The organism is Lewinella sp. LCG006 (assembly GCF_040784935.1).
In the GTDB taxonomy this organism is placed as follows: domain Bacteria; phylum Bacteroidota; class Bacteroidia; order Chitinophagales; family Saprospiraceae; genus Lewinella.
Map to the genome: position 1 here is coordinate 1,772,653 of NZ_CP160680.1, position 18,454 is coordinate 1,791,106.

The window sequence follows — 18,454 nt, forward strand, 5'->3', positions numbered from 1 at the left end:
GCCCTTTAACCCTGTTTAACGAGCCTTAACAGCTTACTAACACTTTAACCCAAAATTGCCATCCTTGGTTATTAACAAATTTAACAATCACACCCCTTTTCGCCCTTCTTTAGTCGATGACGATCCGCTGTAAAGTGCTATTGTTCTCTGTTTCTATCCTGATCAAATAGACGCCAGAAGGGATGTTTTTCAGATCAATCAGGAGGTCTGTTTCTGGTCGCCAATCCGTGTACTTCAAAAGTTCGCGGCCCTTGAGATCACGTAAACTCACTGTTGCCGTCAAGAAGGTCGCGGAAGGAAAGCTAAGGGTACATGAGTTATGTGCCGGATTTGGATAAATGCTCCATTCTCCCGACGATTCGAGTTTCACCTCTCGGATAAGGGAGTAGGAGGTACGCCCATCGAGGTCTTCTTGTCTTAAGCGGTAGTAAAGGTAGTTAGCGGTAGTCGGCAGTTTCTTGTCCAGATAATCATATTCACTTCCTGTCGTTCCTGCAGATGGTATAAACCCTAAATCAACAAAAGACTGGCCATCCATACTTCGTTCAATGAAAAAGCCAGCATTGTTCTCCTCTTCTGCGGTTGACCAGTTCAGCCGTACTTCTTTTTGCTGAAGTACTGCTTTAAAATCTATCCATTCTACCGGTAGTATCCTGGCGGCACAAGTACCTATGTTAATATCATCCAAATACCATCCGTCCCAACCAGTACAGCCGTCGGTACCCAACTCCCAGCGCAGCCTGATTGTCTCTCCTGGTTGTACGCCAATAACGGTCAGATCAACTTGTGAGGTTCCCCAGCTTCCCGTTACGGCTCCTTCATCAGCTCCCGAAAAAACCCTTTGTCCGGCCAGCGGATTGTTTGTTTCTATTTGTTGGGGCAAAAGATCCGAGTAGGTATTATACAAGAAAGCTGCGGTCGGGATTGTCATCCAATTTCCTCCGTTCTGTTGAATTTTCACATTGCCACCATCGGCACCTTCCTCCAACGAAAAGTAGTGATCAAAAGTAAGGTAGACTCGCCCTTCCAGTTCACTGGAAATCTCAATAATCGGGCTTTGCAAACGAAGTATCCCGTTATTGAGAAGGGTATCACAATGCCCTACGTTAGGGCTGGCAGCATACATACCCTGGCCGGGCCGTCCTTTAGGCATGGCGGTGGACAGTGTCCATTGCCGAGAGGTCCAACTTCCAGGATGAACAGGGTGAGCACTTAGCAACCAGTCGTAGGCGCCATCTTCCCAATCTTCCGTAAAGAATGGAACAAATTCATTTCCATTAACGAGACAAAACGAAGGAGGGTCTGCTTTTAAGACAGCACTAAAATCAGGGCAGTTCGGCGTCAACTTCAATTCCGTAGCCTTGATGACGTTTTGTATGGCCAGGCTATCGACACTATTTAAAAACACGCCAGGCTGAGGGTCACCTTCTTCGGAAATACTCAACAGCGGCAACTCCGCTTCCCTCAAATCGAGGTAAGCCGCCATCAGCGCATTGGCTAAAACCGCAAAATCCGAGGTACGGCCGAGATAGTAATTTTGAGCATGCCAGAAGAGGTGGGCTGCTTTATCTAAACCAATACCCGTTATTTCGTAATCATTGTAAAAGCCGCCGTCTACCAGCAAGGCATAAGCATGAGCTACGACCCCAGAATTGGAATGGACTCCACCAAAGTCGGCTGTTGAGCAGCGGTATTCCTCGTCGCTTACTTTCCCTGGCTTCCCGTAACAGGTAGGCTGCCAAAGATCCCGGATGGCTCCGTTTAAAGCAGCCGCTTCTTCTCCAATTAACCAACGCTCACCATTATCGCAGGCTGCGGTACGTGGCAAATTTTCTTCGGCAGGACTATTAAGAATATCCAGCGTTTCTCCCCAGATATCCGAATAAGCTTCGTTGATTGCTCCTGCTTGCCAGGCGTACAGCAAATTGCTGGTGTACTCTGTGTAAGCATGGGCCCACTCGTGGCCAATCACGTCGTCACTACTTGTAGCGTTACAAAAATTAGCAGAATAACCATTCCAACTGGCATTGGGACAATCTAGAAAGCTAGCCTCATCAACGACCAGGAGATCTCCATCGAGGTTATCGTAGGACATCCGGCCAAAGGTGTTTTTAAATAGACCATAAATCTCTTCGCTAGTATGCACTTGCTTTTGCTGCCAAAAAGAGAGATTCGCTGGAAAAACATCACCATCCTGCCAGATGGGATTATTCGTAGTACCAAAAAAAAGTCGCCTTTCAGCAAGGTCGCAAATCCCCGCAAAATGTTCAATAACAATCCCCTCGCGAGCATCTATCAATAGGTAGTCACGTAGGTGCTGACGATCGCTTATTTCTAGATAGTAGGTGAGTTTCACCCTTCCATCCAAGCCCTGAACCAAGCCTTCTTTGAACCATTCTAGGGTAGGGATGCTCAGTAACAAGGCACTCTCATCAAAATTGGCATGGTGTTTATTCAACCATTGTAATCCAATCTGCCTGGCTTGATCTGGCGTAACGGTTACTTGAGCGTTCTGATTGATATTAGGCAACACTACCCCATCCATTCCAATCAACTCATTACTGGTATTAAAATGAAAATTAAGCGTTCCTCCGAAAACGGGAATACCTTCATGGAAGTGCTGCAATCTTAGATGATAATTACCCACAACATCGCGCTCCTCCTTCAAGCGGGTGAAAGAACTTGAGCTTGACTTGAGACCAAAAGCCGGGCCATAAATGGATAAAAAATATTGTGCTTTTGCAAAACGATTGGAAGAAGGGAGAGACAGCGGATTTTGCCAACGCAATAAAGAAATATTGCTCGTAACATCGTCGGTATCGAATACACTAGGTTCGGTAGCATACAATAACTGTAGTGCCTGGTCTGCTTCTGTTTGCGACCACGCACTAACCGTACACATTGCTGCGACAGCAAATATCCATACCAACCTTTTCATTATCTGTCCCGTTTGCTGGCCTAGTAATTTTCATCCCGTCATTTATACGAAACAGTGTAGTTTAGGTTACATGACTGCACTTAAAATTTACACAAATAAATATATGTTCATAAATCAGCCTTGGTCCTAAATACAAAATAAAAATGTGTGCCTCCCTGCCGGAAACACACATTTTTAAAAATCCTCAAATGCGGATGCTTAAAGGGTTTATGGTGTAGACACCAATAATCGCTTGACCCCAATTCTTTCTCCGGTGCTATTACTTAATACACACAGATACATCCCTTTTCTCAAACGGGTAACGTTGAAGTTCTCAATTTGGTGACCATTCATTTGGTAGCTTTCTCGCCAAACAGAACGGCCGGCCAAGTTGTAAACATCCATGGTATATTTGCCGGCAGGCATGTTCTTGAACTCAAAGTTGGTATGAACAATAGCAGGATTAGGGTAAATAGAGAACGAAGGCTGCGCTGCAACGATCGTAGCAGTATTGCTGACAACACCATTGTCTTTAAAAGTAACACTTTCTACTTGTGTTCCACCAGGATCGGCCCTAATGACGGCGATTGCTTCTTTTGCATCTCCGCTCCAGAAACTGTAGGTAACGATAGTATCCGTTCCTAAGGCGTCAATTGGCAGCGCATCCAAAGCAAGATCAGTGATATCCGCCCATGGAAACGGGCCAATTTTAGCATCCAATCGTACATCCCGATATTCCGTACGTTTTTCCCGCAGTACATCATAATCACCGCCGGGAATACTGAGGGTACCCCAGGCATCTACCAAATCCGTGCGCGTAGTTGCTACTCTTACCCTGATCGAATCAGGAGTGATTGGAAGTCCGTCAAAAATATTTCCGGGAATATCATCAGCTGCGATAGCAACCGTAAGGGCGGATTGGTGGTTCCACAGATCAAAAAAAGCAAGCGGAGCCCAGCGTTCCACATATTCAGGAATGAAAGGTGCATTCACTTGAAAACCCTGCCCCAATGGGTCTGTACCAGCATAACCAAGGATCGCAAATTGGGTACTATTTGAAATATAGTAACCTTCGCCACCAGCAGCTTGGTCCAGTAAAATATTAGCAGAAGGATAGCTCCCCGCAGAGGTTCCTCCGGCCGGATCACTCACCACCAATTCCTGGGAAAAACTATTTTGCAAACTGGTAAAATTCCAGCTTTGATCGCCACCAGAAGCAGTAATAGCAATACCGCTAGGAGCATTATCCACCACCGTACGTAGGGTGTCCCCTATGGCGGGAAAATAATCGCTGCTCTGGAGCGTAATCTGCCCGTTGAGGAACATAGGCATGCTCAGCAGTAGGCAAATAGAAAGGTGTAAAAATTGCTTCATCTTGTGTTGGTTCTAAGGGAATTATGCTTATTTCAAAGTCAAAGATAAGGCTTTTATGTATGCTATACTGTTAAGAGAATTGTAATGGAACTTTCCAAGGGTAATTTATGCTATTATGACATATCAGAACCTTGGTAAGAGTCATCCCCGAAATGGAGGTGGCTCTCTTTTTACAATACATTTTCCTCCAACCAAGCCCCTACAGGTGCTGCCAATTGTGCTACACAATCCGGGGCGAAGGGGGAATTTAATCCCGCTAGCGCCACCAAATCCAAAAAAGAAGCACTACCTCCAGCCTTGCACAATCGTACATAACTTTCCCATGCACTAGCGTGGTCTTCTCTGTCCTTCACCCAAAACTGGAAAGCACAAATCTGGGCCAGCGTATAGTCAATGTAGTAAAAAGGCATTCCGAAAATATGGGTTTGCTTTTGCCAAAAGCCACCTGCTTCCAAAAAAGGATGCCCATTGTAATTGCGTTGGGGCAAGTATTTCTTTTCAATTTCCCGCCAAGCCTGGTTGCGTTCAGCGGGACTTGCTTCGGGATGCGCATAAACAAAGTGCTGAAACTCATCTACCGCTACACCGTAAGGGAGAAAATAGACAGCACCACTCAGGTGACCAAAACGGTATTTATCGACATCTTCTTTAAAGAAGCGCTCCATCCAGGGCCAGGTAAAAAACTCCATGCTCATGGAATGAATTTCACAAGCTTCATAAGTTGGCCAATTGTATTCACTAATTGCTAAATCACGGCTGGAATAGACCTGAAAAGCGTGCCCTGCTTCGTGGGTCAGAACATCAATATCTCCACTGGTACCGTTGAAATTCGAGAAAATAAAGGGTGCTTTATGATCAGGAATAAACGTGCAATAACCTCCTGTAGCCTTGCCATCTCTACTCACGAGATCCATCAATTTACGTTCTTGCATAAAATCGAAGAAGACCTTTGTTTCTGGTGACAACTCCGCGTACATATCCGCTGCTTGTGCTACAATCCATTCTGGCTGTCCTTTGGGTAAAGGGTTGCCATCAGCAAAAAGCATTGGCTCATCGTAATAATGGAGCTCCTTGATACCAAGTCGGTTGGCCTGCTGCTCATAGAGTTTATGCGCCAAAGGGACAATATGCTGTCGAACTTGCTCCCGATAATTGGCTACATCAGCGGCACTATAATCTGTCCGCAGCATCCGGGCATAACCCAATTCAATGAAATTCTCAAACCCCAACTCCAAGGCGATCTGGTGCCTGACTTTCACCAGCTCATCGAAAATGCGCTCCATTTCAGTCTGCTGGCTGGCCATCCAGTCCCACTTCGCTTTCGCGGCGGCGGCCCGTTTCGTTCGATCAGGGTCTTCTTCGCGGGGTTGAATAGAGGAAAGGTTATAGGTTTCCCCATCAAAATCAATCTGAGCCGTAGCCTTTAGCTTATTGTATGCGCTGGCCAGGCGGTTTTCTTCCTGAAGTTTTTCGATGATTTCCGAGCGAAAAGTGCGCAGACTCAGTTCAGCAATCGCAAAAAGCTGCTTACCATGTTCCTTTTCGAGTGCTGGCCTCCATGGGCTGGCTAGCAACTTGCGGTAAAAATTTGTTTTCAGCTCTTCAAAAACGGGTAGCTGCTCGTCGAAGAAATTGTTCTCCGCTTCGTAGAAAGCATCTGTCGTATCACTGCTATGGCGGATATAGGCCAGGTTATACATCGTTTGAAAACCCGCCCGCAACTGGTAGATTTCTTTCAGTGCCGTACTCGCTAAATCGAGAGAAGAGGCTGAGGAGAAAGCGGCCAAAGCCTGTTCGAAAGCTGCCTTTAATCCATCCATCTCAGGACGCACATAAGGGTATTCCGTAAAAGTAACGGTCGTATTCATCATATTGGGTCGCAATTAAGGATGCAAAGATAGTGATCTTCTCAAGAGTATCTCCACAACCAGGTGCTTCACATAAAAGCACAAAGCACCTTAGGATCAGTAGTTATTATACGATTCCCTCTTGATAATAAAGGCTGATTACCAATATTTTCGTAATTTTGTGAGCTTTTTGGGATAGTAAGATCAGCCCTACATTTTGGTGTTGCCACTATCCCCCCTCTTTTATCGGGAAACAGATTTCATGGAGTGGAAAAATAAGATTGATTTAGAGCGCTTGCCAAAGCATATTGCTGTCATCATGGATGGCAACGGCCGTTGGGCGAAAGAGCAGGGTAAACCTCGGGTCTTCGGGCACCGCAATGGCGTAAAAGCTGTCCGTGAAATCACGGAGGGTGCTGCTGAAATAGGGATAGAATACCTCACACTATACGCCTTTTCTACAGAGAACTGGAAACGCCCGAAGCTGGAAGTTTCCGCATTGATGCGCTTGTTGGTTGAAACTGTCTATCAGGAAACCAACACCTTGATGGAAAATAATATCCGACTGAAAGCTATTGGTGAAATCGACAAATTGCCCAAAGCCACTTATAATGCACTGCTGGAAGGCATTGAGAACACCAAGAACAACACCAGGATGACCTTGGTGCTTGCACTCAATTACAGTGGTCGATGGGACATTACCCAAGCTAGCCAAAAACTAGCCTCCGCAGTTGCTAAAGGAGAGCTCCAAGCTTCTGATATTGATGCTGACCGAATTGCTGGTGCCCTTAGTACCCACGGCATGCCCGACCCTGAGCTACTGATCAGAACGAGTGGAGAAAACCGGATCAGCAACTTCCTCCTGTGGGAGCTTGCCTATGCTGAGTTTTACTTCTCGCCGGTTTTTTGGCCTGATTTCCACAAGCCCAATTTCTACCAAGCCATTGTCGACTATCAGCAACGAGAAAGACGTTTTGGGAAGATCAGTGAACAAATTGCCTAAACATTCTACGTACTATACAACCAGGACTTATCTTTGTCCGTCTTTCCCCAGAATTTAAGGAGGAAGAATAAATTTCACTTACCTAGTAAGCGCAAATTGCGTGGATTCAAGTAAGTACAAGCAGGTTTTGATTTTTATGAAACAGATGCTAACAATTAAGACGCATAAACTACCCCTGGCAATATTTTGCGAGCGGTTGCTCACCACTAGTTCCGCAGTTATCCGCTATGCGGTTGTGCTGGCTGGTCTGACCATTGGTTTTACGACCACGCTTCAAGCACAGGAAGACGAGAATCTGGAGGTATTTGACTACACTGATCCTCAAGACTATGAGATTGGCGGTATCAAGGTAACCGGTGCTTTCTTTAGTGATGAAGTTGCCATTATTGGCGTTTCCGGTCTGGCCGTAGGTGACAAAATCCGGATTCCCGGCTATGATATCCCACGTGCGCTGAGAAACCTTTGGCGGCTTCGCCTTTTCACCGACGTGCAAATCATTCAGGAAAAGAAAATTGGAGACGTCATTTTTCTTGAGTACATCCTGCAGGAACGTCCACGCCTCTCGCGCTTTTCCTACAAAGGCGTAAAAAAATCTTTTCACGATGACCTCAACGACGAGGTCAATCGCTATTTATTAAAAGGAGGAATTGTCACGGAAGACATTAAGGTGAATGCCTCTGAGAGCATTCGAGCCTTTTTTGTTGAAAAAGGATTTCTGGACACCCGCGTACTGGTGGAAGAGATCAACGACACCAGCCGGGTCAACGCTGTTCGCTTGTTGTTTGATGTTGATTTGAATGACAAGATAAAGATCAAGGACATCATCTTTACCGGCAATACCGCTGTCACTTCTCGCCGTTTGCGCAAAGAAATGGAAACCAAAGAGAAGCGTCGTTTCCTGACGGGTTCTAAATTCATTGCCGAAGAATACGATACCGACCAAGACGCCATCATTGCCTTTTACAATAAGATTGGTTACCGCGATGCCCGGATTATTCAAGACAGTAGCTGGCGCAATGAAAAAGGCGAGTTAGTGTTGAGGATTGACATGATGGAAGGTACCCAGTATTTCTTCCGCGATATCGCTTTCAAAGGGAATTCCATCTACGAAACCCAACAACTGGAAGACGTCTTAGGTATCACCAAAGGCGATGTGTACAACCAGGAATTACTGGAGACTCGCTTGAGCTTTAGCCAGGATGGCCGCGACGTGAGTACCCTATACATGGACAACGGTTACCTGTTTTTCCGCGCTGACCCCATTGAAACCGCGATAGAAGGTGACAGCATTGATTTGGAAATCAGAATCTTTGAAGGCCCACAAGCAACCATCGATAAAGTAACGATTGCGGGTAACGACCGAACCCACGAACACGTTATTCGTCGGGAACTAAGAACGCGTCCGGGAGACAAGTTCAGCCGTTCAGACATTATCCGTTCTCAGCGCCAAATTATCAACCTCAACTACTTCAATCCAGAAAATCTGGGGATCAACACCCCGGTAAACCCTAACCGCGGTACGGTAGATATTGAATACACGGTAGAAGAAAAACCTTCTGACCAGTTGGAACTATCAGCCGGTTGGGGTGGTCAACGCCGGGTTATCGGTACCTTGGGGGTTACCTTCAACAACTTCAGCTTGCGCAACATCACCAATCGCAAAGCCTGGCACCCCCTCCCTCAAGGAGACGGTCAGCGGGTGAGCTTGCGTGCGCAAACCAATGGCGACTTTTACCAGTCTTACAACGTTTCTTTCACTGAGCCTTGGCTAGGTGGTAAAAAGCCAACCTCTTTAACAGTAGCTGGTTTTTATAATCGCTTTACCAACGGAGCGACAAAAGCTAACGCGGCCGCTTACCAGAGTTTTAATATTACGCAATTCTCGGTGAGTGTAGGTACGCGCTTGCGTTGGCCGGATGATAACTTTGTATCCCGTACAGGGGTCAACATCCAGACCTTGAACCTGCAAAACTGGAGCCTTTTCAACGTCTTCCGTTCGGATAACGGCGAAGTGGTACGCGGCGGATACTACAATAACTTCAGTATCACGCAGACCTTGGCACGGAGTACGATCAACGACCCCTTGTTCCCGAAAGAAGGTTCTAACATTTCTTTATCGGTGCAGTTTACGCCTCCTTATTCTGTATTTCAAGACAGAAACTACGCTGACCTTCCTCCGGAAGACCGTTACCGCTGGTTGGAATACCACAAGTGGCGTTTTGATGCCGACTGGTACGCCACCCTGGTGGGTAAGTTAGTACTGAAAGCACAAACTAAGTTTGGGATAATTGGTAGTTACAACAATGAAATTGGCACTTCTCCATTTGAGCGTTTTCAGCTGGGAGGTGACGGTATCAACAACCAGCAATTTGGTTATGCCGGTGTAGATATTATTTCCAGTCGGGGCTACGAGATTGCAGACTTCCCCGGCAATACCATTGGTAATGGCCAGGAAGTAGCCACGCCGCTTTACAGCAAACTTACCTTTGAGTTGCGTTACCCCTTGTCTTTGAATCCTAGCTCAACGATTTACGTGCTCGCATTTGCTCAAGGAGCAAATGCTTGGCGGAATGGCCGCGACTTCAACCCATTTGAACTACAGCGTTCTGTAGGTGGTGGTGTTCGCGTTTTCCTACCTATGTTCGGAACCCTTGGTTTCGATTACGGTATCGGTATCGATAAATCGGGGCCTAGGACCCTGCAAAACATGGGTGATTTCAACATCATCCTTGGTTTTGAACCAGAATAAACCGGCGTTGAGATCGCATTAAAAAAGGCACCTAAGTTCATTACTTAGGTGCCTTTTTTTACAACTCTTTTTTAAATCATTAGAGCGTTTTTCGGACGATCTCCATGATTTCTTTTTCCTGCTGATCGGAACTAGCTACAAGGGCAGCACCTTTGGCCAGCAAATCCTCCTTGAATTCCTCATCGTGTAGGCCACTGGCATTGATCTGTACGTTGAGGTAAGCGCCATGTATGGCGGCCCGTGCACAAAGTGCTCCAACGCCAGCATCAGAGACGGAAGCCGGCAAACCATTCTCGGCCATTGCCCGGCAGAGTGGGAAAATTTGACTCGCGGTTTCTATGATTCTAAAAGGTGTCATCATGGCTGCTTTCGTCGCCGACTGGATGGCCTCTCGGCGGGTATTTTTTTCAGCTTCACTGCCTTTCGGCAAACGAAAAGCGGCCATAATTCCTTCGAAAGCCTGGGTATCCTGGTCAACGAGTAACAAGAGCTGGTCTTTGAGTTCCTGACCACGTTCAGCCCATTCACTGAATTCTGCCCAGCGGTCGTCCCAGCCCCTCTTATGGCTACTGAGGTTAGCGACCATCGTGCCGAGGCCAGCTCCTAAAGCACCGACATAGGCCGCGATAGAACCTCCACCAGGTGCGGGGCTCTCACTGGCCGTTTCATTCGCAAAAGCGCGCAAGCTCATCGCTGCCAGGGGGGCCGATGTTTCGTCGCGCAGTTGATATTCAATGATTTTCTTGTGAGGATCAAAAGGACTCAACTCGTCAAGCCCCAGGGATTTGACGGCAATTTTAATGATCTCATCTTCGCTTACCCCTAAAGAGCGCTGTTGTTGTGCAAGAAAATATTTGCCCGCATCCAACATCACTTGCAGAGGCACCATACCTACCAACTCCGAACCAGTGACCCTCAAGCCACGCGCATTGGCACTCTGGCGGGTCGCTTCAAAAGCTTCGTGAAGGGCGGTGAGTCGCGTATCCGTAATGTTCATGCTAATTTGTGCAATCCCGTATTCTTCAATGAACCAGCCAATTGCTTTGACCCCTTTGCAGGTCCCTGGAACACGCACGGGGTTGCCGTTTTCGTCCTCTACCACTGGCCCATTAATGGGATTTCCTGACCGCTGGACACGACCTTTCTCCCGGATATCGAAAGCTACCGAATTGGCTCGCCGAACCGAGGTCGTGTTCAAATTGACATTGTAGGCAATCAGAAAATCGCGTGCACCAATGGCTGTTGCGCCAGCAGTAGCATTGAAGCTAGCCTCACCAAAATCTGGTTCCCATTGGGGCTGCTTCAATTTATCGGCCAAGCCTTCGTACTCTCCGGCGCGAATGGTTGCGAGGTTTTTCCGTTCTGGCCGGGTTGCAGCACTTTCGTATAAAAACACTGGAATATGTAATTCTTCTCCTACCTGGCGGCCTAGTTGTGCAGCCCAGTGGGCAGCTTCTTCCATACTGATATTGGCGATGGGCACCAGTGGGCAGACATCGGTAGCTCCCATCCGTGGGTGCTCGCCTTTGTGCTGGCGCATATCGATGAGTTCAGCGGCTTTTTTGATTCCCCGGAAAGCGGCTTCCACAACTGCTGCGGGCTCACCCACAAAAGTGACGACAGTCCGGTTGGTGGCATAGCCAGGGTCTACGTCAAGAAGTTTTACGCCTTCGACGGTTTCTATCGCGTCGGTAATTTGTTTAATGATGGTTAGATCGCGGCCTTCACTGAAATTGGGGACGCACTCAAGCAAAGCTTTTTTAGACATGTGGTGGTTTTTTGATTGGCGGTGCAAAGATGGGAAATTTTGGAAAGAGTTGAATTCCCATCCTCCCATTAAACTGGATTTTCTGCAAAAGTCTGTACGGAGATACAGGCCGCTTCGCGCCCTTTTGGGTAGGGGAAAAAATGCTAGGAACCGAATCCCTCTACGACCTTCTACGAATGCCAAAGGACTACTATATCCCAAGCTCAAAATCCAGGAAAAAACCTCGATCGCCGATTTTATTGCCGCTGTATTGCAAACGCAGCACAAAATCATAGTAGAAAACCAGGTCGATACCAATACCGCCACCCCAGAGAAGTTGGTTATTGAGGGGGTTGGGCTGGGTATTAAAGGGGCTGTTGGCGTAACCAATGTCGCTGCTCATACTGAGGTTGAAGTGGAAAGGAAGCTCACGAAAAGATTCCAGAAAAACCCACTTCCCGAAGGTAATATTGCCTTTCCAGATATTGAAACGGACACTCTTGCGCAGGTATGCAGCATCAAGGCCATCCAGCAAATACAACTCGTAGCCACTGAGCCTGCTACGGCCAAACCCCAGGGCCCGATTGTAGCGATAAGCCTGTGGTTGCCGAATAAAGGAGTACTTCCCACCAGCAATAGCGCCAAAACTCCAGCGCTTACCTACTGGCCAGAATTTAGACCCAAAAAGATCCAATGTGAGGGCGGAACGATCACGAAAAATCCCAACACCATCTTTGATTACCTCTGCACCATAGGTATAGCCCGACCAGGGATAAGCACGATTGTCTCTAAAATCATAGCTAAAACGATAGAGGAGCCGAAAAAAGTTAATCTCATTCTTGTTGTCGCCAAAGTATTCAGGGTTGAATTCCTGGATAATGATGGGATCTACCCACTCTTGGTGAAACTCTAGTCCAAAAGTGTGGGTGGCATAAATTTCAGGTCGCCAGTTTAAGCTCCCTTCGAAGTGATATTTGCGCCGAAGGAAACGCGACTCATCCCGATAGAACTCCTGCTTGTTGTTTACCGTAGCATAATTGACTTCGCGATTACGACTATAATTGAGGCTGGCCGCTAGCCCAAGGGTTTGTTTCTTATTGATGTAGGGAATCTTATAACTGCCTTTATAGCTACGGGTATAGCCATACTCAAAGCCTACTTCCAGCTTATCTCCCCATCCGGTAAAATTCAGGTGATTAACTTCCAGGCCAATGTTTACGCGCTGAAGAGAACGGTTTTGTTCCTTCCACCAGACATTGAAATTGCGGTCGGCCAAATCAAAGGTAGGCACTGGATAGATGTACCAATTTTCGGCTACCTCTACTTGTAAATGTACTTTTTGGGTAGCTCCTTCCCAATCTTTGTAAGTCACAGCAGCCTTACTGAACAGGTTGGTGTTCATGAGCTGGCGCTCTGCTTCGGCGATTTTTTCAGATAAATTGGCCAACAGAATAGTGTCTCCTACTTTTATGGGCAGTTCCCTGAAAATGACGGCAATCCGGGTACGTTTTTGCCCGATCACCGATATTTTATCTATAGTAATGGCTTCCTGTTCCTGTGCGACCAAGGCTTGGGTAGCAAATAAGACAACAAGAATGGACAGGATGACAACTTTCATACAGTTCTTGGGGTAAGCGGCGTGTGACCAATCTGATATAGTTATTGGTCGTTCGCCGCTAAGGACGATGCAAAATAGGTTTTTATTGCAGGAATCGTCTTCATGTAAACTTAGACCTTACAACAATGTTCGGCAGGCGTCGTAAAGATCTTTCCAGTTTTTACGCTGCCGGACGACCGTTTCAAGGTATTCTTCCCATAAAGGAGCATCGTGTTGATTGTCTTTTACGATGGCGCCTGTTAGGCTGGCCGCCAAATCATCGGCGTGCAGTTTTCCGTTGCCAAAATGAGTGGCCAATGCCTGCCCGTTGTTGAGTACAGAAATCGCTTCTGCGGTACTCAAGGTACTGCTCGGCGACTTGATCCGGGTACGGCCATCTTCGGTTTTACCGGAACGAAGTTCTCTAAAGATGGTCACCAACCGACGTACCTCATCAGAAGGCAGGGGTGGTGCCGGAATCTCCAACTGGCTTTGGGTTTGGTTGACCCTGGTCTCTACGATCTTCACTTCCTCTTCCAAGGTTGCCGGTAGGGGCATCATGACGGTATTGAAGCGACGCCGGAGGGCTGAAGACAACTCATTGACGCCTTTGTCTCGGTCGTTGGCCGTGGCGATGAGATTAAATCCGCGGATGGCCTGTACTTCTGCGTTAAGCTCTGGGATGGGTAAAGTTTTCTCTGACAGGATGGTGATCAGTGCATCTTGCACATCACTGGGAATACGGGTAAGCTCTTCTATTCGAACGATTTTGCCCGTCGTCATTCCTTTCATCACGGGGCTGGGCACAACTGCTTTTTCAGATGGTCCTTCTGCCAAGAGCTGCGCATAGTTCCAGCCGTAGCGCAAAGCTTCTTCATTGAGGCCCGCAGTGCCTTGCACCAGTAGCGTCGAATTCCCACTGATGGCTGCTGCCAGGTGTTCACTTACCCAGGTTTTGGCAGTACCTGGTATGCCCACGAGTAGGAGAGCACGATCGGTCACCAAGGTAGCTACGGCCACTTCGATCAACCTGCGCTGCCCAAAATACTTGGGTTCTATGAGGGTGCCATCCTCCAAAGTGCCCCCCAACAAATAGGTCACTACCGCCTGCGGAGAAAGTTCCCACCCTTCCGGACGGTGCAGTTTATCCTGCGCCTTGAGGGCAGTAAGTTCTTTTGCGAAAGCGTTTTCTGCGTGTGGGCGTAGCGTGTGTTTGCTTTTGGCCATGCGTTCCTTAAAATCTGTTTCCGCTAAGGTAAGCACTCTATTACTTCTCTACGCCATCAAACCTGCCCAGTGTCAGAAAAACGGAAAGGGTTATAAAAAAGGACGAGCTTATTACTGTAGAATTAAAGACAACACCCTCTCTGCCGCATGCAACGACAAGGAGGGTGTAATAAATAAGTCTTAGTTGTTCCGTCACTTAAAACTGTATCCGGTATAAAAAGTCGGGAAAGAAACCACGTTGATAAACTTCGTCTACTTGGTTAGATTGTCGGTTGTAGCGGCGGACAAAGACATTGTCCTGGTTGGTCAAGTTCTGAAAATCCAAGTAAAAGCGGTGGGTAAGTTTACGTTTGGCATTGTTCATGGTAACACCAAACTTGAGGTCCCAACGAAAGTAAGGATCTAGCGTTAGACTAAAAGCCTCCTCTTCTACATCCACCTGAAAGCCAGCGGCTTGAGATGCCGCCAAATCTGTTGGGGTATAAGGTCTGCCTCCAGCGGTGGTAACTTTGGTATCTACCGTAAAGGCATTTTTGCCATCATGCCCGAAGTTCCACTCTTTACCCGCCAGGAGATTCAGTACATAGGAATTATTAAAGGCTGTACTCCGTTCTACCCCATCGCTCCCCGTGTAGCGGGAATCATAAACCGAGGCCGTAAGTAAGCCGTAATAATTATTACTAAAGAATTTTTCCAGTGTCAATTCTATTCCATAATTCTCACCAGATCCTGCGTTGATCAGTCCTAATTTATTGCGTGGAAAAACAAAGTCTGCTCCGGTATTGAGCATGGAGAAAGAACTGGCAAAGGGATCTACAGGCACCTCGCTCACATCTTGATAGTAAGCTTCCAATTTCAAGCGCCAAGCTGGAGAAAATTTATAATCGTAGCCCAATACAAAATGCTGGCTGCGGGTAAAATCAAGCGCTTCGTTGGGCCTGCTTACTTGTCCCTGATCATCAACAGAAGCAGCCAACAAGATAGGAATGGGTTGCGCCTGGCTATGTAGGCCATAACCCAAAGTCAGACGTTGTAGTGGCGCAAAGTCCCAATTGACAGCCACCCTGGGTTCGAGTGCCGTTGCATCATTGATATCCAAATACTGTGCGTGCAGCCCTGCATTCAACGTCCACTTTTCGCTGAAGCGGTACTGGGTTTGTAGAAAAGGCTGCAGAATCGTTGCTTGGTCCTGAAACTGGTAGGCAAGTGTTAGTTCCCGGATCCCATCGCCGTTAGTATCTGGCCCTTCTTCAGCATCAAGCGCATTGAGGTCATAGTCGTACAATTCAGCCAATATACCAGCGCGGGCCGTCCACCTGGCATTGAACTTTTTATTTACGTAAGAGGAAAGAGAATAGCGGTTTTCTGTGTTATCCACATCAGCATAAGGCACCTTAAACTCTTCTTCCGTATCCTGCAAAAAATACCGATCCTGGGTAAAGGTGTTGCCAGAGCTGGTGCCTGCTATCACTGTTCTCAGATAAGCATTTTCACTCAGGATGAGATTATGCCGAAGCCCCAAGACACCAAAGCTGGATTTAGCGAAAGCATCTTCATCGGCAGCAGCGAAGAGGTCGTTCTCATCAATTTCATCGTGTAGGAAATCAATGTCACTGCGCCCGCCAATTCCAAAAAGGACAAACTTTCCGGCTTTGCCGTTACCGAAATCAAGTTTAAAGGTAAGGTCTTGGTAATTGGGGGTGGCATTGGTTCCCACCGGGATGCCGGCTGCGGCCGCTAGGCCTACAAAAGAATAACGTCCAGCCACCACATAAGACCCCGTATTGAGCAGTGGCCCTTCCGCCATACCTTCCAGTCCGCTAAACGCCCCTAGCTGAAGCATAAACTCGTGGCGGTCGCGGTTGCCGGTGCGTAGCCCTAGGTCAAAAACACCCGCCAGGGCATTCCCATATTCTGCGGGGAAAGCGCTGGTCAGAAAGTCCGAATTACGGAGTAAGTTGGGGTTGAGCGCACTCACCGGGCCACCCGTTGTGCCCAGCGTAGAAAAGTGATTGGGGTTGGGAATAGGAATGCCTTCCAGTCGCCAAAGCACCCCCGTAGGAGAATTACCACGAATGACAATATCGTTGCGGGAGTCATTGGCGGTAGATACCCCGGCAAAATTGCTAGCCAGACGCGCGACATCACTGTTGCCGCCAGCATAGCGATTCACTTCTTCTACAGAGAAGGTACGTGCCGAGATGGTGGCCAATTCATTCTGCGGACGATCTTTGTCGACATTGGCCGTCACTACCACGGCATCAAGTTCAGCAATCGCCTCTTCCATGGTGAGTTGCAGGATGACTTCTTTTCCTGCACCTACGACAATATTGGGAATCGTCAGTGTTTCGTACCCCAGGTAGGTAACCCTAAGTACTTGGCGGCCATAAGGCACATTTTCCAGGCGAAAATAGCCGTCGATATCGGTCACTGTTCCGAGGGTGTGTTCTGCATCCAGCAGTTCAACAGCAGCACCAATCAGCGGCATCTCGGACTGCTGGTCCACCAGTGTACCTTTGATCGTTTGCTGGGCAGCAAGCGCTACCCCAGAAATCAGGAAAGATAAAATAAATAGTAGTCGTAACATGATAAAGTGAGCTTTAGTAAATTATGATGTACCAAAGCTGCTGCTTATGTGGGTACGACAACAGTGTTTCCTGTTGAATCGTCGGTTTTGCAGGGTGAATGGGGGTGGTTTTTGGGGGTTACTTCCCAATGCAGGAAGTGTGAAAATATTATTAATTTATGATTATCAATTAATTATATAAGACAACCTCCTTTAGGGGTACAAATGAGGTACAAAACAAATATTTATCTTTTACTGAGCCCCAAAGGAGCGATCAGCGAAGCTCATCGGCGTAAGCTAAACAAGCTCTAAATTAACAACACATTCTGGATTTTTCGATCTCATTCTAACTTCGCGTTTAGTTTGAATCCTAGTTTTAAGACTACTTTTTAAGTTCGATAACTTACGTTAACATTTTAGATCATTACCTTTGCGCAATTCTAACAAACATCAAACCCTAGTATGATGAACCTACTTAAGTCAATCTTTTTTGCCCTACTTTGTACACTACCGATACTGAGCTTCACCCAGGAAAGTACCGACGTTATTGAAACTACCGATGATGGGCTGATTAACTGGACCCAAGGATATATTGAAGCGGAAGGCTTTGCTGTTATTGACACAAAGTATGAAAATACTCGACAAGCAGAAGCACTAGCGAAGCGTGGTGCTGTAGTGGTTGCTAAAGCCAACTTACTTGAAACAATTAAAGGCGTAACTATTTCAGGCGAAACTCGCGTACGAGATTTCATGACAGAGAGCTATGTAATCACTGCCAAAGTGGAAGGGGACGTAGTAGGCGCCAGACAGGTTGGTTCGGCTATAGTGGAGGACGGAGCCGTAGTAGTACGTGTGCGTATGCCGCTCTACGGTGCGGGCAGCCTAGCTGATTTAGTTATTGATGAAGTAAAAGCTAAAAACAAGACCACAGGCACGGCTAGTTCTATACCAGAACCGGAGCCTACTCCCGAAGAGTTAGAAGAGTTTACGACTACTGTCTTCAAAACGCTACCTACAGCTACAAGTGAGGGAGGAAAAATAGTCCTGGAACGCCCTGCGGATGGCACGCCTGTAAAGGAGGTGCGAATTCCAAAAATCGCTTTCGATTTTAAGGGTGCAAAAATTGATCCAGCACTTTTCCCTGTGATTGTAGATCAGGATGGGGCGGTACTATTTGACTTTTCTGAGTTGTATGAAAAAGTAAACAGAGAATATGGCCTTTACCTCAATTTAGCACGTGAAGTACTGGACCAACTACAGGCACAGAAAGGAGTAGAAATCATTGAAGCGGTGCAAACCTCAAGAGGGGTATTCCAAGTACGCATTGATGAGAGTACTAAAAAAGGCCGCTTCTGGAAAGGGGTTCTTCGTGTAGGAAAGAAGGTACTACCATGGTTGATTGGGATGATTTAATATACATTCTGTAT

At 47.1% G+C, this 18,454-nt stretch carries 10 protein-coding genes; 3 read left to right on the forward strand and 7 right to left on the reverse strand.

Features of this window, described 5'->3' with window-relative positions; translation table 11 throughout:
- Positions 1-109: 109 nt before the first annotated feature.
- The 3 genes from AB0L18_RS05925 to AB0L18_RS05935 all read right to left on the reverse strand — a co-directional run bounded on the left by AB0L18_RS05925 (position 110) and on the right by AB0L18_RS05935 (position 6,162).
- Positions 110-2,938, reverse strand: a complete 2,829-nt coding sequence (locus AB0L18_RS05925) for a M4 family metallopeptidase (protein ID WP_367391660.1) — start codon at positions 2,936-2,938, stop codon at positions 110-112.
- Positions 2,939-3,145: 207 nt separating this feature from the next.
- Positions 3,146-4,291 carry a T9SS type A sorting domain-containing protein gene (locus tag AB0L18_RS05930; protein ID WP_367391661.1) on the reverse strand — a complete coding sequence of 382 codons (1,146 nt, stop codon included), beginning with the start codon at positions 4,289-4,291 and terminating at the stop codon, positions 3,146-3,148.
- 170 nt (positions 4,292-4,461) lie between these two features.
- Positions 4,462-6,162, reverse strand: coding sequence for a M3 family oligoendopeptidase (locus AB0L18_RS05935; RefSeq protein WP_367391662.1), 1,701 nt, complete (start codon positions 6,160-6,162; stop codon positions 4,462-4,464).
- Between the two features lie 238 nt (positions 6,163-6,400).
- Here AB0L18_RS05935 and AB0L18_RS05940 point away from each other — a divergent pair, with 238 nt between their 5' ends.
- Both AB0L18_RS05940 and bamA read left to right on the forward strand, forming a co-directional pair.
- Entirely contained in the window at positions 6,401-7,141 is a 741-nt protein-coding gene (locus tag AB0L18_RS05940) for an isoprenyl transferase (protein WP_367391663.1), read from the forward strand.
- Positions 7,142-7,277: 136 nt separating this feature from the next.
- Positions 7,278-9,890 (forward strand): outer membrane protein assembly factor BamA, encoded by a 2,613-nt coding sequence (gene bamA / locus AB0L18_RS05945; RefSeq protein ID WP_367391664.1) that lies wholly within the window; start codon positions 7,278-7,280, stop codon positions 9,888-9,890.
- Between the two features lie 79 nt (positions 9,891-9,969).
- On the opposite strand, the gene ftcD is transcribed toward bamA, so the two are convergent.
- The 4 genes from ftcD to AB0L18_RS05965 form a co-directional block, all read right to left on the reverse strand.
- On the reverse strand, positions 9,970-11,658 hold the full coding sequence (ftcD, locus tag AB0L18_RS05950; RefSeq protein WP_367391665.1) for a glutamate formimidoyltransferase: 1,689 nt from the start codon (positions 11,656-11,658) through the stop codon (positions 9,970-9,972).
- A 190-nt stretch (positions 11,659-11,848) separates the two neighbouring features.
- Positions 11,849-13,255 (reverse strand): BamA/TamA family outer membrane protein, encoded by a 1,407-nt coding sequence (locus AB0L18_RS05955; protein WP_367391666.1) that lies wholly within the window; start codon positions 13,253-13,255, stop codon positions 11,849-11,851.
- A gap of 117 nt (positions 13,256-13,372) precedes the next feature.
- The gene (locus AB0L18_RS05960) at positions 13,373-14,461 is read right to left on the reverse strand and encodes an AAA family ATPase (protein WP_367391667.1); all 1,089 of its coding nucleotides are present in this window, start codon (positions 14,459-14,461) and stop codon (positions 13,373-13,375) included.
- Positions 14,462-14,657: 196 nt separating this feature from the next.
- Positions 14,658-17,048, reverse strand: coding sequence for a TonB-dependent receptor (locus AB0L18_RS05965; RefSeq protein WP_367391668.1), 2,391 nt, complete (start codon positions 17,046-17,048; stop codon positions 14,658-14,660).
- 441 nt (positions 17,049-17,489) lie between these two features.
- Between AB0L18_RS05965 and AB0L18_RS05970 the strand changes: the two genes are divergently transcribed.
- On the forward strand, positions 17,490-18,440 hold the full coding sequence (locus AB0L18_RS05970; protein WP_367391669.1) for a hypothetical protein: 951 nt from the start codon (positions 17,490-17,492) through the stop codon (positions 18,438-18,440).
- The last annotated feature ends 14 nt before the right edge of the window (positions 18,441-18,454 follow it).

Coding starts and splice junctions, on each gene's coding strand:
- AB0L18_RS05925 (WP_367391660.1), bottom strand. CDS start 2,938: ATGAAAAGGTTGGTATGGATATTTGCTGTCGCAGCAATGTGTACGGTT.
- AB0L18_RS05930 (WP_367391661.1), bottom strand. CDS start 4,291: ATGAAGCAATTTTTACACCTTTCTATTTGCCTACTGCTGAGCATGCCT.
- AB0L18_RS05935 (WP_367391662.1), bottom strand. CDS start 6,162: ATGATGAATACGACCGTTACTTTTACGGAATACCCTTATGTGCGTCCT.
- AB0L18_RS05940 (WP_367391663.1), top strand. CDS start 6,401: ATGGAGTGGAAAAATAAGATTGATTTAGAGCGCTTGCCAAAGCATATT.
- bamA (WP_367391664.1), top strand. CDS start 7,278: ATGAAACAGATGCTAACAATTAAGACGCATAAACTACCCCTGGCAATA.
- ftcD (WP_367391665.1), bottom strand. CDS start 11,658: ATGTCTAAAAAAGCTTTGCTTGAGTGCGTCCCCAATTTCAGTGAAGGC.
- AB0L18_RS05955 (WP_367391666.1), bottom strand. CDS start 13,255: ATGAAAGTTGTCATCCTGTCCATTCTTGTTGTCTTATTTGCTACCCAA.
- AB0L18_RS05960 (WP_367391667.1), bottom strand. CDS start 14,461: ATGGCCAAAAGCAAACACACGCTACGCCCACACGCAGAAAACGCTTTC.
- AB0L18_RS05965 (WP_367391668.1), bottom strand. CDS start 17,048: ATGTTACGACTACTATTTATTTTATCTTTCCTGATTTCTGGGGTAGCG.
- AB0L18_RS05970 (WP_367391669.1), top strand. CDS start 17,490: ATGATGAACCTACTTAAGTCAATCTTTTTTGCCCTACTTTGTACACTA.